This window comes from Bacillus sp. BB51/4, assembly GCF_008368845.1.
In the GTDB taxonomy this organism is placed as follows: Bacteria; Bacillota; Bacilli; order Bacillales; family Bacillaceae_G; genus Bacillus_A; species Bacillus_A wiedmannii.
Genome location: NZ_QOSC01000009.1, coordinates 1 through 15,346 on the forward strand (window position 1 = coordinate 1; position 15,346 = coordinate 15,346).

The window sequence follows — 15,346 nt, forward strand, 5'->3', positions numbered from 1 at the left end:
CGTTTCTTTTTCATGGTGTTGGATGATTATTATAAAATAGCCTCTTCTAATGATTGAGTGCTAAATCCAAGAATTGATTTTTGAGTGTTATTTTCATGATCTTTTACAATGATATATGGAACGCCCTGTACCTTAAAGGATTCAAACTCTTCTTTTCCTTCTGGGGTATTAGGGGTACCGCCCCATCGCTATCAAGCTAAGATAAATTTGTATCCATATAATCAAAAAAACGCTATTCTTTTTGTAGAAATATACAGAAAGGATGGCGTTTTTGATGAATCCTATCATTTCCAATGAACTGAATCTTTTCGCACAAGAGCTACAATACTTTTTATCTCCAATAGTCCTACAAGATATCGCCAAACAAGTTGGTTTTGTACAGCGATCTAGTAAGTATCAAGCAAACGAACTCATTGCCCTTTGCGTATGGCTCAGTCAAGAAATCGCTAGCACATCGCTTACACAATTGTGCAGTCAGTTAGAAGCCTCAACTGGGGTACTGATGAGCTCAGAAGGATTGAATCAACGCTTTAATCCAGCAGCTGTCGCATTTCTTCGAGAAGTCTTTACTTCTCTTCTCACACAAAAACTCTGTTCAAATCACTCGCTTTCTGCACACATGATCTCTACTTTCAATCGTATCCGTATTTTAGATGCGACAGTGTTTCAACTGCCTGATCATTTCGCCACTAACTATCAAGGTTCAGGCGGGAGTAGTAATACGGCAGGCGTGAAAATCCAATTGGAATATGATTTACTTAGTGGTCAATTTCTTAACGTGCAGCTTGGACCAGGAAAGAATAATGATAAAACATACGGTACCATCTGCCTTGAAACCGTAGAGGCGGGTGATTTGTGTTTACGTGATCTTGGTTACTTCGATTTAGGAGACTTACAAACTATTCATGATAAAGAGGCTTACTATATCTCGCGGTTGAAGCTGAATACACGCATTTATATCAAGAACCCTGAGCCAGAATACTTCAACAACGGCACGTTAAAAAAGCAAACAGAATACATCCAGCTTGATATGGCACAAATGATGTCGGGTCTAATCCCAGGTGAAACGATAGAAATCCCCGAGGCATACATTGGCCAAAATCAGAAGCTTCCAGCACGTGTCATTTTCCATCGTTTAACCGATGATCAAACGCAAACACGCCTGAAAAACCAAGCGATACGTGAAAAGAAAAAAGGCATCGTCATGAAGGAGAAAAGTAAACGTTTAATGGGTATGAATGTATATATCACGAACACGTCTCTAGAAGGAGTACCAACGAACTACGTGCACTCATTGTATTCACTTCGTTGGCAGATTGAAATTTTGTTTAAAACGTGGAAGTCATTTTTTGAAATTGATGAATGTAAAAATATTAAAAGAGAACGCCTAGAGTGCCATTTATATGGACAACTCATCGGCATTCTCCTCTGTTCTTCTACGATGTTTCAAATGCGACAGTTTCTGCTTGAAAAGACAAAGCAGGAGCTGAGTGAATACAAAGCGATTTATATGATTAAAGATTACTTTCCGTTACTGTTTCAAGCGATAGCCGTTGGCACAGAAGAAATTTTAAAAATTCTGTATCGTCTTTATCTGCTGCTCAAAAAGAACGGTCGTAAATGTCATCGGTATAAGAAGATGACCGTCTTTGATATTCTAGGGATTGTGTATAAAACGACGGTGAAGCATAGACAATCTGCCTAGCGAAAAAATCACGTTTTAATAGGCTTCTTTAGCATGCCTACTTTTCTATCAATTGCTAGTTTTGAAACAAGGATCGTTTCTTATCTAGTAATTTACTTGGTTAGCTTGATGGGCATGTGATGCTACCCCAAATATAAGTATTGAGTCAATGTATTCATCTCAAAGCGTAAAAAAAGACACAATGGAAAGTGTCTTTTTTACGTTGACATGCTATGAAAGAAAATGTAGTGATTAATCATAGTTTGTTGGATTCTTCTTGGTTGATAGTAGTATAACATTATCATTAGTGCTTTTAAATGAGATTATACGTATATACAACTTTTGTTATATTTAGTTTGTAGCTATGTTTTTTCTTCTTATATATGGTGCACACCTTGAAATTGTATAATGTCCTTCCATAAATCCTCCCTCATTGAAGTAGAGCGAACATCTATACTAGGAAAGAAAAAAGGAACATTTTAATAATAGAACTAAATTTTATAGTAAAATAGATACCATCGTATGAATGTACATTTTAGATATAAGCCCAATGAACCATGTGCTTATAGAATTGAGAAAGACCTTAAAATAAATAAGTTGTTTATTTTAATACTGTAATGCTTCAAGCAGTATAGTTGGGAACGTCAGGAACTTAAATGATTCAATAAGATTCAAACTATATAAAAGTTAAAGTATACGACTCAGGAAAAGAAGGTTTTGTAGTGTGCTGCACATTCAAGAATTAATTCTTACGTAGGGAGTGCTTATATGAAAAGATTGAAACATGTAATATTGCTAGTATTTTGTTTCTTATGTCTAAGTAGTTGTAATCAAGCAAATGGAGCTGAGGTACAAGAATATATAAAAAAAAAACACGGTATTGATGTTGTTGTAACAGATTGGAGCCCGATAAATGAAAATAATGGTGGTAATACCTACCATACTGTGCAAGAAAAAAATAACAAATATCTAAAATTCCGAGTAAAGGTACAAGGTCTCCTCTATTCATATCCAGTAGGTGATGAATACCAATATGGAAAAAAAACATATGAGGAATATAAGAAATTCAAACCAACACTAGAAGAAATGAAAAAATTAGGCTACGTGGAATCTGAAACGGAAAATGCTCTTCAATATATTTTAGATAGTAAAGATCCAGATGAAGGAAAACCAACTAATGAATTATTATTAACTTTGCAAATGAGTAACGAGATTGACTTTAGCCAATTGGATTCAGTAGAATTAGATCGTTTATATGCTCTATTTCAACTCATTCAGAAGAATAATAAAAAGATAACAGAACTAGAGATTAAGGATCAAAATGGTGAATCTTTAGGCGGACCTTTTAAAAATGTACAAAAAATAATAACAAAAGAAGAACTGTTACAAACAATGAAATCTACGATGTCAGATGCCATAAACAAATATTAAGGATAGTTTATAGAATAAAAATTATTGTATCTACTCTATTGATATTTTCATATTTGGAGAGTAGATAGTAAATGGTTGAATGTAAAAGGGAGATTTCAAATTGAATTCTCCCTTTACAATTTACTTGAAAAATAATGTCCCCTTATAAGTTTCGATATAGATGCGTCCTTCTTTTTCTTCTTTTATTTCGCTATCAAAATATTTTATCCAATCAACAATCCCTCGATCACTTTCTGTGACATTTTCTCTTACATATAGATATGAATGAATTGATTTATAAAAAGTATAGTTAGTTAAAAGTCTTTGACCAAGAGAAATAGGAGTATCTGAATTTGGAGTCTCCTGAATTATATATGGAGATGGGAGAATGTTATTACTGTTAACATGTACATAATATTTGGATTGATTAATGGCCCATTTCATCCATATTATTTGAACTATTATTATAACTATGGTTACCGTTTTTTGTGTTTTTTTTAAATTTTGTCCTGTAAAAGAGTAGTAGGTAAAAATCGGAATAGTAAATAAACCAACCAAAGCTACCCATTTGTCTATTGGTGCACCATTTATCCAAAAGATAAATCCTAAAGCTTTTGTAAATAAAAATAAACAAACAAGACTTGTGAAAATTATTGATAAATAGTATGTTTTATTTTTCATGATTTTCTCCCAAAATATATGTTCATAAACAAATATAAAAGTATTTTAAAAAGTGTATATCATATAGATGTAAAGTGCAAAATAGTAACCTAAATTAAATATTGCAAGCATAACACGTTGGTAAGTTTTACTGGCTCCAGCTGAAAATAAAACGCCTATAAGTGGTGCAATTAAACCAACTTTCCAAAAGATATTCGCTGATCCACCTATTTGTAATGTATGCTCATTTATTATAGTTAAAAGAGCGTAAGGTACACATATTAAAGATAATATAGCCCATTTGTTCAAAGTCCCACCTCTTTTCGATGTTTTAATATAAATAAAATGTTAATTCTACTCATAGATTATTATATTAATTAAAGATTTGTATAGGAAATTTTGCTTTGGAATGCTAAAATAGTTTCTATTTTATATTTATTAAAAATAGAAAGTCAGAAAAAATAAATCCAAGCTATAAATATACTTCTGGTACAAGGATACTATTCTTTACAATTCAATATCTTAAAGTTTCTCTACGACTAGCTTTTTCACTTTTAATCTATACGTATTTTTATATAAATACACGGATGCTAATAATCTTGATAAACGAGTAAAAATTAAAAACGTGTTTTGAAAAAAGATTGAACAAATCAACCTAAGATTCTATTCTATATTTTTTTAGCTGCGTAATCACCATAAAAGTAAGTGACCCTTAACTCATCGTATTTAGGAGTAGCAATTATAGTGTATTTGCCATTTTCATCGACTTCAAACAAAGCTATGTTACTATATTCCGAACCCACAATATGATTTAGATTTGAATCATCTACTAACCTCTCAATCCGTTGAGGAGCATAATTTATTTTGGGAATGGGACAATAACAGCACTGGTAAGGCATACAAATTAGCGACACCGGAACAAGAAGAAGCATACATTCTAGAACAAGCGAAGTCTGAAAAACAATAAAGGGGTATTGTCACATCGGTATCAAACTAATAAAAAGAGATGCCCCTAAAATAAAAAAACACGCTACTCTTTCTGTAGATTGATAGGAAAGGATACCGATGAGATATTCCCTCTATTTGTCCCGTATCGATACGCGAGAAACAACATTATTTATTATACGCCAAAGCAATAACAAAAACGGACCTGTTATCAGGTCTCTTCTCGCATTTTACTGTTATATTCCTAAAAAAAATAACTTAAGTCATACAACCTTCTTTACTCCTAGTTACTAAATATTAATTATGTTCATAATTTTTTAACATGTATAGACGGGTATATATGTTATAATCAACTTAGCAAATTACAAATAAATTTGCATTTCCTGTGCCCCTTACCTCCCAGTAAGGGGCGTACCCTTTTATAAATAATTATTTCAATAAAACTTTTTTCACAGTACTTTCACGTCAATTTCCCAAATATAAGAACTCTCATATGTTAGACTTAGTACAACCTTTTCTAAGGAACTATATGCCGATACACGAATCCTTATTTATATAGGGATTTTTTGCATAAAACATAATAAGACATAAAAGAAGAATTCAAAAAAAGAAGGAGATTATCCCCTTCTTTTTTTGAATTATGTGTCCCTCATTATTTACTATAACCACGATTCAGTTTAGTTAACTTTTCATTAATGTTAAAAATTCTTACTCTAATATCTTTAACACCAGCTGCTTGAAGTCTGCCCTTGTGCATTTCCACATATTTTTCAGCATCTTGTTTTTCTTCAAATACATAAATGCCTCCAGCTTCTTTCGTTTCTTCATTCTCTGTCCATATTTTCCACTGGAACCCTTCTTCTTCGTTAATACTTTTTGCTAAATCCCGAAATGCTTTTTCCATCTCTTCACCAAAAGGACCTTCAAACGGAAAATCTACTTGTAGTAAATATGCCATTTTCACTCACTCCTATTTTCAATATTTTTCAATTCGAATGCAGGTAATATCTTAAATGAGTGCTGCTGTTATTCCTGCACTCATTTGAAATTTTATCTACATTTTCACAACCCCTATCTATAAAATAATTACAAAATAATATCAACTTGAACGCATAAAGTTTAACAGTTTTCGGTTATGTTTAAAAAATATGATACAAACTGATCCCTAAACTAAGGACAAACAAAACAAGCGCAGGTATTGCTTTCTTAAAGGGATCTCTCACTAGTACAATAAGAGTTAATGCAGCTGCAAGCATCGTACCACCTAACAACAATCCTGCTAATAAAGCTGCCATTGGAACCCAAATTCCTATCAACATTCCAATCGCTCCTACAATCTCAAAAGCTCCGGTTAAGAAATTAAAAAACGAAGGTAAACCAAATCGCTTGAACTCCTCTGCCATTTTCCCAGATATAATTTTCGTACCTGTCATTAAAAAGAAAACAAACAATACAACTTTTACTACATTGATTAATATTAAAATTGCAATCACATCTTTCTTATTTATTTGATAAAATTCACATGCTATAGCATATATAATATGAAAATTTGACTGGTACTAGGAAAAAAGGTGATTCTGAATCAATTATCATACAAAATAAAGCTATCTCTCCATTCCTTCAAATAAAAATATATGCTATAGCATATATTTTACCTAAAATACAATTTGTTCCTTATAAATAGCATAGCATCAATAAGGAACAAGTATTAATAGCGTGTATCATACAATTTGTTTAATAATGATTGTAATACTTTAATCTCTTCCTCGCTCAGATTACTCGTAACGAAATGGTGAGCATCTTTTACTACAGGCAGGATTTCTTTTTTTAACTCGTCACCTTTTTCAGTTAAAAATAGGTTGTGTGAACGCCTATCTTGGTCATTCAAAGCCTTCTTTACAATCCCTTTTCTCTCCATTGACTGTATCATTCTTACGACAGTAGTTTGATCTTTATCAATAGCTTCTGCTAACTCCTTTTGAGTAGTGCCCCTTTGGCTACAAAGAACACTAATAATCCCCCACTGCTCTGGCGTAACTCCATAAGGCTTTAATTTCTTCGTAAAATAATTAGTCATTTTCACATCAGTACGATGAACAAGATAGCCTATTAAATCATGTAAATTCATATATCACCTCTATAAATTAAGATATAAAAGGATATAGCATACCAGTCAATTATTCACAATGAATTTGTTTGTTTCACTATTTATATGCTATGACATATATATTAAATTAGGTCATTTTAATTGTCAAATGAATTAACTATTATTTTTCTACAGTATCAGTTCAGCTTATTTAAAAATAAGAAAATCCCGTATTCAATAATAATACGGGATTTTTATACATAAGTTTATTTTTTAAATTAACACTTATTCGAAAGAAGTTCATTTGTTACATATTACTTATCTAATTAAGAAACATTCAGATACCAGCCCAAACATCTTTTCCATATCGCCCTTCATCTTGCACACGATCTAACCAATTCCTTGCTTCTTGTTCACTGACTTCATGAATTTCTTGATATGCTTGACACAGCGTATCTTCTACGTCAGGAGCCATTTTACTTCCATCACCACATATATAAAGGTGAGCTCCATTATCTAATAGTGAAATTAAATTGATTCTATCTTGTTTTATTAAATGCTGTACATATGTTTTTGGATATCCTTCTAGGCGAGAAAAAGCTGTGTGTAAAGAGATTAATCCATCTCTTTCATCATTTTCTAGTTCTGTACGATAGAGATAATCCTTTTCAGGATGACGACAACCAAAATATAGATGTGCTTGTCCTAAGTTCATACCTTTTTGTTTTTGAACACGACGCGCTTGCAAGAATCCACGGAATGGTGCAATTCCAGTACCTGGTCCAACCATGATAATTGGTGTTTCTGGATTTTCAGGTAATTGAAAGTTCGATTGTGGCGTTCGAATGAAACAGATAATCTCATCTTTATTATGACGCTGAGCTAAATAATTAGAAGCGACTCCTTCATATGTCCCTTCCCCACTCCATGCAGGTGCATGAACAACACCAACCGTAATGCTCAAACGATCCTGTGCAACGAGTGGAGAGCTTGAAATAGAATAGTAACGCGGTTTGAGCGCAGGAAGAAGTTCTAAAAAGCGTTCAAATCGGAGTTCACAAGCCTCATACTTTTCAAGAAGATCCAACATTGACATACGTTTCTTTAATATTTGTTCATGATAAACTCCCTCTTCCAATAATGATTCCAATTCCTTTTTATGAGGAGGGCATGCTGTGAATGTCACCATTTCTCGTATTTGTGCTCGAGTGGCTGCTTCTTGAACTTCTACACTATAACTAAGAAGGTCAAATAAACTAACAGGACTGTCTAAAGGTATGTGATTTACACTCCGTCCACTTGCACTCAGTATGACTTGATCCTTCCCATTTAATCCAAAGCGTTTTAAAATTCGGTTGACATTTTTCTCACTATTAATTGGCAGCACCCCAAGGTGGTCACCTTCTTGATACGTAGCGCCTTCTGGCAAGGATATCTCAATATGTCGCGTGCTTCTTTCACTGCTAGATGATTGAAGTTCACGATTTTCTAGTATAGATGCATAAACTGCTTCATATGTTCGCGCAAGAGGCGATCCTCCAAGACGACTAACAAATTGTAAACTTAATGTACTGCGTTCTTTCTCAATATTTTTGTTAAGTTCCAATCCAAATGCCTTCATCGCATCAGACCACATACTTTGTTTCCATTGCTCGAGCTGTTCCTCGAAATCACCACTTGCATCCGCTTCTCCACGTGTAGAAAATCTTGTTGCTCCTTTTTGAGCCATTTGCTCATCAATGTATCTTGGAATTCGCTGATAAGTACTAGCCCAATTATGATCTCCACAACCAAAAACTGCGTATTGAACACCTTTTAGCTCATCCGGTTTTAATTCCTCCAACCATTGCACAAACTGCCCTGCATTACTTGGTGGTTTTCCATTATAAGAAGAAGTTACAATAAGAACCGCCCCTTCTTTTGGCAGACTTCCAATTCGATCGTTAAGAGCTACCACTTCCGTTTGAACACCTTCTAAACTAGCTGTATCTGCTAGTTCTCTTGCAATACCTTCTGCTACCCCTGTATCCGATCCATATAGAACAAGAAGTGAAAGATTATCGGCTCCAATAATAGAAGGAGTCTTCAGAACTTGCTGTTCAATTTCATCGTTTTTCAGTTTCTCCTCTATAGGCGCAAGAACAGTAGTATGGCTAATAGTTTGATTTCGGGGTAGAATCCTAATTTTAAAATCACCAGGCTTTAGCGTTAATGTTTGTTTTACGTCCAGCTGATAGTCTTGATAATCGATGAATTCAAAATGTTGAAGAAGCATTCCCATTACGAGTGTGGCTTCATGAAGTGCAAACTGCATACCAATACATGCTCGTTGACCATTTCCAAATGGCTTATAAGCATGATGAGGAACCTTATCCAGCTCTTCAAATCGTTCAGGTTGGAATTCTTCCACATTGTCTCCCCACGCGTCTTTATCCCTATGTAGCTGTGGAATAAGAACAGAAATACGATCTTCTCCTTTCTTAATTGGATATTTCCCACCAATCACTGTATCCTCTTTTGCATAGAGACTGAATGCTGGAGCAGTAGGCCATAGACGTAGCGATTCATTTAAAATCATCCGGATATACTTTAATTTCATAACTTGTTGGTATGTTGGAGTGGGATCTGTTAAAACCCGATCTACTTCTTCATAGGCTTTTTTCAATTTATCTGGATTCTTTAATAAAAAATAGATTGCAAAAGATAATAATCCACTTGTTGTTTCATGCCCTGCTATTAAAAAAGTGATAATTTGGAAACGAATATTTTCATCATCTAATTTTTCACCAGTTTCCGGATCCTGCACATTTAACATACGAGAAAGTAAATCATTTTCTTCCTGATTTCCACTACTTTTACGTTCAGCAATAATATTATCTACTAAAGAAAACATAGATTGAATATCATGCTGAAATTGACGTTTCGTTCTCCACATGAGTTTATCTTCTATATCCAGCCGCTGTAATTGGTGCATCGCCTCATCTAGAGCACGGCTCATGCTAGTAATAAAAGGATGAGGGGTCTCACGATAATAGCTATTAAATCGATAATTAAAACCACATAGACCAATTGTATCCAATGTAAGGCGAGTCATATCCTCCGGAACATCTACGTTTTCATTCGGATTAAGCCGTGCCCATTTTTGAACGAGTTGTACAGCAATATCGACCATCATAGCATGATAATCTTTCATTGCTCGTTGGCTGAATGTAGGCATCAAAATATTATGAGCTTTTTTCCAGTTAGGCTCGTGAGTCTCGCTTGTAAATAATCCGTCTCCAGCAAAGGCGCGAACTTTCGCTAAAGCACCCTCTATACTTTTATCAAATCTTGTTTCGTCACAGACTTCTGCTACCAGTTCATGTCCAGAAACGACAATGATGGTATCACTTAAAGTTTGAATTCGAAAAATGGGACCATACTCTTCCGCCAGCTTGATAAACGATAAGGTCGGTTTATCTTTATCGATTAATGGGAGATTCCCCAGCAATCCATATGTTTTAGGTTGAGGAATGGCAGATACTTTTTTATCCATTAAAAACACCCTTTCAAAAAAGCATGAAATAAAATATCCCATTCAATAAAAAGAAGATAGCAATGAATCGCCTGGGATAAAGATATGTAATTGATTACCTTATTTTATCTTTTCCCTAACTATTCACGATTATGATATTGCTTATCAGGTTGTTAATCTAAGTTGTTTGTTGATATTAGATTTATAACTTGCAGAGAAAATACTAAATTAAAATGAAGCGTATTATTATAATGTTTATCAGAAATTGAGAGCTAAAGATTGTAGTATTGGGAAAACCAGTAGTTCCTAATGTCAATTCAAACAAATACGATAAGCAAGTATACTGTGTTACTAATGAAATAGGATCTGATATGAATATCAGATCCTTTTTACTATATTTCACTGGTTCTTTTCCAAATTTAAATACCAGCGCCTTAGCAGCAGAAATTTGCATTTCTTCATAGTCTAACTAAACAGTAAAAACTTATAGGAATCATGATCTAAAGTTTTATTTTACTCTACCGATTTAACCTCTCGACAGCTTCCGCGCTTGTATCTACACGTTTAACGAAAAAAACTAATAGTAGTGCAACAATATTCATGCCAAGCGCTACATAAAATGAATATTGAATTCCAGATAATAAAGCCTTCTGAGTTAACATTGCCTTCGTAGCTTCTGTGAAGGTTGTTGGATCTACATCAGCCATTAGACTTTCAGCTTTTGTTTTTGTTACCGAATTCATAATCGTAACAAGGATAGCAGTACCAATTGAACCGGATACTTGTTGAGCTGTATTATTAACAGCTGTACCGTGCGGATTTAAGCGCGTTGGCAATTGATTAAGACCATTTGTCATAAGTGGCATCATCACCATCGCCATCCCAAACATCCGCAGTGTGTAAATAAGAATAATATGCGTGTGACTAGAGTCGAGTTGCAGATTTGCTAGCATATAAGTTGAAACGGCTGTAATGAAAAGTCCTACTATACCAAGAATGCGAGGGCCATATTTATCAAATAGTTTACCTGTAATTGGTGACATAATCCCCATTATTACCGCACCTGGAAGCATCATCAGCCCAGAGCTCAGCGGTGAAATACCGCGGACGTTTTGTACATAAGCTGGGGTTAAAATCATACCCGAGAACATGGCCACTGCGTTAACAATCGCAATTACAGACGCAAGTGCAAACATTGGGTACTTATAAACACGTAAATCCAATAACGGTTCATTCATTTTTAATTGACGTATAATGAAAGCAATTAGGGCAATAGCGCCTATGATTAAGGCTGTTAAGACCACTTTATTCGTCCAACCGTCGGTGCTTGCAGAACTGAATCCATATAACAAACCGCCAAAACCGACAGAAGATAATAGTAATGAGAGATAATCAAGTTTTGCATTTTTGTTTTGTTTCATGACATTCTCCGACTTCCAAATCCCTAACAGTAAGCTAATGATTGCTAACGGTAAAATCATTTCAAAAAGCAAACGCCAGTCATAATACTCTACAATATAACCTGATAGTGTCGGTCCAATTGCTGGAGCTGTAATCATAACTAACCCAAAAATCCCCATCGCTGTTCCCCTTTTTTCTCTTGGAAAGCTTACTAGCATAATATTCATTAACAAAGGCCCCATGACTGAAGAACCTGCTGCTTGAACCATCCGACCAGTAAGTAATAAACTAAAGTTCGGTGCTAAAGCCGCTAAGACCGTACCAAGAATAAAAATCAACATAGATGTAATAAATAAGCTCCTATTGGAGAAGCGGGTTATTAAAAATGCTGAGGCTGGAATTAATATACCACTTACAAGCATATACCCTGTAGAAAGCCACTGAATCGTTGAATAATCTTTTATGTCTAAATCCTTCATTATTGATGGCAAGGCTACATTTAAAAGCGAGTTATTTAGAAACGAAACAAATGCTCCAATAAAAAGGATTACAAGCATTAAATATGGTGGCTTTCTTTTATGTAATGTTTCACTCATATATTCATTTACCCCTTCATTATAAATTCCATTAATTCGTTTAAGTCGTTTGTATATCTGCACAAGAATACATTATCCTTGCAGTATTTTGCCAAACTCTTCGAATGGATATTCTCTTTTTAGTAATTCTATTTGCTCAACATAACATTTTAAAATCTTTTTTATTGATTAAACCTTTATAAACGCGTTTGTTAACCGAAATTAAATTAGGCTGAATTTTGAGGTGGAGTTGTCTTATTGCCCGCAAATAGTAGGATAAATCAACAAGACCATACACCTATTCCTCTAAATACAGGCTTGTAAATCTAGTTATGTAACCATCCATAAAAAGGAATATTACATAGGCTAAGTCTAACATTACATTTTTAAAGTGAGGGGAATAAGCTTATGCACCAATATTGGTATTTGAATTCAAAGGGCGACGAGGAACACTATAATAACCAAATTGCAATGTCATCATTATATTCACAGCCCCTAATAACTAAAGCCGAGGGAATGAATGGTCTGAGGATCTCTGAGAATTGTAGTCCTCGAGTCTATCCATTTGGTTGGGATTCACCAGCCAATTATACGGGTTTCAATCCTCAAACTCCTCCCTTCTCTTTAGGTCAGCCAATCCATTATGCAGGGATGATGCCCCAAGGACATCCTGCTAATTGGACTCCATTACCAGGCCATGCAGGTAATTTCCAAAAACCTCCCTTACCCTGGGCTCAACCATTCAATCATACAGGGATGTTCGCACAAGGTCATCTCGCCGCTTTACTATCGCCACCAGCTAAAGCTTTTAATTTTAATACCAATAATAACTGGGGTATTTTTGGAAACCCTCCAGGATGGGGAGGACAGGTAAGTCCTATGGGATGGGGGAATAACGGTCAGCCAGGAATGCTTGGAAACTTACTGACAGTAGGAAAAGGCACCATGAATGGAATCGGAATGCTTAGTAGTCTACTCGGTATGGGAAAGCTCTTCTTTTAGTTAATTAGAACGGGCGGATAAACATGTCCCCTCAATGTATTTATTGTATGGTTCCAGTACTCCCTCCAAGCTCGTTTCCTCTCCTTTCAAATTATAAAAACATCTATTACCTTGTATGTGGTAACTTGATAGAGATTTCGTACGCTAAGCAAAACGCTACAAAAAACCGGTTCCTTTACGAAAGAACCGGTTTTTTGTAGCGTTTATTTATTTGAAAAGTAGTCAAATCTTTTTTCACTAATTAACACTTTGAACACGGCCAATTTGTCCATCTTGTAATCGAACTTTAATGCCGTATGTATGTGTTTCACTATGTGTTAAAATGTCTTTCACAACACCACTTACAGTTTTACTATAGTCATTATCTAATTGAATAACTACATGTGAACCAACTGAAATTTGTGATCTTGTTGGTTTCCCACCTGTTGCTTGTGTGGTTTTTTCTTGTTTTTGTGTTCTCTCTTGTTGTATAGACTGTTGTTGCTGAGTCTTCTGCTCTTGTTGTTTACGCTTTTCTTCTACTCTTTGTTGCTCTTCTTGCTTACGTTTTTCTTCTTCTACTCTTTGCTGCTCTTCTTGTTTACGCTTCTCTTCTTCTACTCTTTGCTGCTCTTCTTGTTTACGCTTCTCTTCTACTCTTCGTCTTGTTTACGCTTCTCTTCTACTCTTTGCTGCTCTTCTTGTTTACGCTTCTCTTCTACTCTTTGCTGCTCTTCTTGTTTACGCTTCTCTTCTTCTGCTCTTTGTTGCTCTTCTTGTTTACGTTTTTCTTCCTCTGCTCTTTGTTGCTCTTCTTGTTTACGTTTTTCTTCCTCCGCTACTTTTTTATCTTCATCTATTTTTTGCTCATCTGATGCTACTTTTAACTTTTCTTCATCACCTTTACAAGCACTTAAAGACATTACACACAAACTCAAAAGTACAAAAAATAACAATTTCTTTAACATTAAAAAATCCTCCTATATATACATTACAAATCAATAACTTTCATAGCATAACAAAAATATATGTATTTCTTTGTCAAAATTTTTCGTAAATATTTAATTGCTACTAAAAGACTGACACTACAATAAAAGCAGAAATTATTATATCGATTCGTGCACAGGAATTACGTTCGTTTGCTAATCAAGTGAACTTAATTAATAAAATACAAGGAAAAACCTTCATCTTATGTATGAAAGGATCTTTCAATTAAAGATCCTTTCATATTGCTCATTTAACTAAATAAAGTGAAACTTTAATCAGTGGGGGTTTTCTTCATCCCCCACTGATTATTAGTTGAACCAATCGGACTTTTATGGGCAGTTGATCCCCCACCTAACTTCTTTGCTTTCGCTGAATTTTGAGGTGGGGGTCTTACTGCTCATTAAAGTGGGATAAATTGGTTAATTACATAACGCTTTTCTAACTTTCCTTGCGAAGCTTAGCGGATCATCAACGTCTTCGATATTAACGTAAATTAAATTCGGCTCATCACATAACCACTCATTGTGTATAGACGAAACGATTATTCCTTGTTTAATAATTGTAGCAACAAACCCATTGACTTCTCTTTGCAATAGCGCTACCCGGCCTAAACATAATGCTCGTCCAGTTTTATTATCTCGTGATTCGAATGAGAAGGAAGTTGTTACTCTAAAACGTTTTCCTAAGATAGTTGCTTGTATTTCATCCCGATTTATTGTTGCCACGCATTTTCCACCGGCGAATCCTTCTTGGCCACCGATAATTCTTGCAAACTGTTGACAAATTAATTCATCATTACACGCCATACCTTGAATCATCCCCCTTTTACTGTTAGGTTATGAATGAATACGTCGGTCTGAAACGGTAATGAATCTATTCTATTACAAAAAAGATTATCGGAATCTCACGAAATCTATTATATGGTAAAACATTTTTAGAGAGCATAAAAAAAACACCCTAAGGTGCCATCCTCCGACTTGAGAATCATATCTATGTATGGAGAAATTTTGAAAAGAGAAGTTTCTAACTATAATTTATAGAGCTCTTATACCATGAATTACTTACGTACATATTCCCTTATTTACCCGAAGAAGAATCCCGTT

11 protein-coding genes and 2 pseudogenes are annotated in these 15,346 nt (G+C 34.7%); 4 read left to right on the forward strand and 9 right to left on the reverse strand.

From position 1 onward, the window contains the following. Window positions 1-274: 274 nt before the first annotated feature. Entirely contained in the window at window positions 275-1,705 is a 1,431-nt protein-coding gene (locus tag DN392_RS11040) for an IS4 family transposase (protein ID WP_149238020.1), read from the forward strand. Between the two features lie 747 nt (window positions 1,706-2,452). Continuing rightward, a pseudogene (locus DN392_RS11045) lies at window positions 2,453-3,112 on the forward strand (hypothetical protein); the annotation flags it as partial. 123 nt (window positions 3,113-3,235) lie between these two features. Here the strand turns inward: DN392_RS11045 and DN392_RS11050 are convergent. Next, a complete protein-coding gene (locus DN392_RS11050; RefSeq protein WP_074650775.1) occupies window positions 3,236-3,775 on the reverse strand; it encodes a hypothetical protein in 540 nt (179 codons plus the stop codon). A gap of 45 nt (window positions 3,776-3,820) precedes the next feature. Further along, window positions 3,821-4,063 carry a hypothetical protein gene (locus DN392_RS11055; protein ID WP_061671974.1) on the reverse strand — a complete coding sequence of 81 codons (243 nt, stop codon included), beginning with the start codon at window positions 4,061-4,063 and terminating at the stop codon, window positions 3,821-3,823. A gap of 508 nt (window positions 4,064-4,571) precedes the next feature. Here DN392_RS11055 and DN392_RS30320 point away from each other — a divergent pair. After that, the gene (locus tag DN392_RS30320; RefSeq protein ID WP_176542457.1) at window positions 4,572-4,721 is read left to right on the forward strand and encodes a DUF6241 domain-containing protein; all 150 of its coding nucleotides are present in this window, start codon (window positions 4,572-4,574) and stop codon (window positions 4,719-4,721) included. Window positions 4,722-5,351: 630 nt separating this feature from the next. Here DN392_RS30320 and DN392_RS11065 read toward each other — a convergent pair. From DN392_RS11065 to DN392_RS11085, 5 genes are all read right to left on the reverse strand, one after another. Beyond that, a complete protein-coding gene (locus DN392_RS11065) occupies window positions 5,352-5,657 on the reverse strand; it encodes a monooxygenase (protein ID WP_088091626.1) in 306 nt (101 codons plus the stop codon). A gap of 181 nt (window positions 5,658-5,838) precedes the next feature. Beyond that, window positions 5,839-6,189, reverse strand: coding sequence for a DoxX family protein (locus tag DN392_RS11070; RefSeq protein ID WP_048566310.1), 351 nt, complete (start codon window positions 6,187-6,189; stop codon window positions 5,839-5,841). 218 nt (window positions 6,190-6,407) lie between these two features. Then, window positions 6,408-6,827 (reverse strand): MarR family winged helix-turn-helix transcriptional regulator, encoded by a 420-nt coding sequence (locus DN392_RS11075; RefSeq protein ID WP_001048560.1) that lies wholly within the window; start codon window positions 6,825-6,827, stop codon window positions 6,408-6,410. 295 nt (window positions 6,828-7,122) lie between these two features. Further along, window positions 7,123-10,320: a bifunctional P-450/NADPH--P450 reductase gene (gene cypD / locus DN392_RS11080; protein ID WP_064449542.1), complete on the reverse strand. Its 3,198-nt coding sequence runs from the start codon at window positions 10,318-10,320 to the stop codon at window positions 7,123-7,125. Window positions 10,321-10,817: 497 nt separating this feature from the next. After that, entirely contained in the window at window positions 10,818-12,296 is a 1,479-nt protein-coding gene (locus DN392_RS11085; protein ID WP_064449541.1) for a DHA2 family efflux MFS transporter permease subunit, read from the reverse strand. Between the two features lie 387 nt (window positions 12,297-12,683). Here DN392_RS11085 and DN392_RS11090 point away from each other — a divergent pair, with 387 nt between their 5' ends. Continuing rightward, on the forward strand, window positions 12,684-13,277 hold the full coding sequence (locus DN392_RS11090; RefSeq protein ID WP_064449540.1) for a hypothetical protein: 594 nt from the start codon (window positions 12,684-12,686) through the stop codon (window positions 13,275-13,277). Between the two features lie 237 nt (window positions 13,278-13,514). On the opposite strand, the pseudogene DN392_RS11095 reads toward DN392_RS11090, so the two are convergent. Both DN392_RS11095 and DN392_RS11105 read right to left on the reverse strand, forming a co-directional pair. Continuing rightward, window positions 13,515-14,224 (reverse strand): annotated as a pseudogene (locus DN392_RS11095) (YwbE family protein). Between the two features lie 438 nt (window positions 14,225-14,662). Beyond that, the gene (locus DN392_RS11105; protein ID WP_002108098.1) at window positions 14,663-15,049 is read right to left on the reverse strand and encodes a DUF1259 domain-containing protein; all 387 of its coding nucleotides are present in this window, start codon (window positions 15,047-15,049) and stop codon (window positions 14,663-14,665) included. Window positions 15,050-15,346 lie beyond the last annotated feature (297 nt).

Coding starts and splice junctions, on each gene's coding strand:
- DN392_RS11090 (WP_064449540.1), top strand. CDS start 12,684: ATGCACCAATATTGGTATTTGAATTCAAAGGGCGACGAGGAACACTAT.
- DN392_RS11085 (WP_064449541.1), bottom strand. CDS start 12,296: ATGAGTGAAACATTACATAAAAGAAAGCCACCATATTTAATGCTTGTA.
- cypD (WP_064449542.1), bottom strand. CDS start 10,320: ATGGATAAAAAAGTATCTGCCATTCCTCAACCTAAAACATATGGATTG.
- DN392_RS11105 (WP_002108098.1), bottom strand. CDS start 15,049: ATGGCGTGTAATGATGAATTAATTTGTCAACAGTTTGCAAGAATTATC.
- DN392_RS11050 (WP_074650775.1), bottom strand. CDS start 3,775: ATGAAAAATAAAACATACTATTTATCAATAATTTTCACAAGTCTTGTT.
- DN392_RS11075 (WP_001048560.1), bottom strand. CDS start 6,827: ATGAATTTACATGATTTAATAGGCTATCTTGTTCATCGTACTGATGTG.
- DN392_RS11040 (WP_149238020.1), top strand. CDS start 275: ATGAATCCTATCATTTCCAATGAACTGAATCTTTTCGCACAAGAGCTA.
- DN392_RS11065 (WP_088091626.1), bottom strand. CDS start 5,657: ATGGCATATTTACTACAAGTAGATTTTCCGTTTGAAGGTCCTTTTGGT.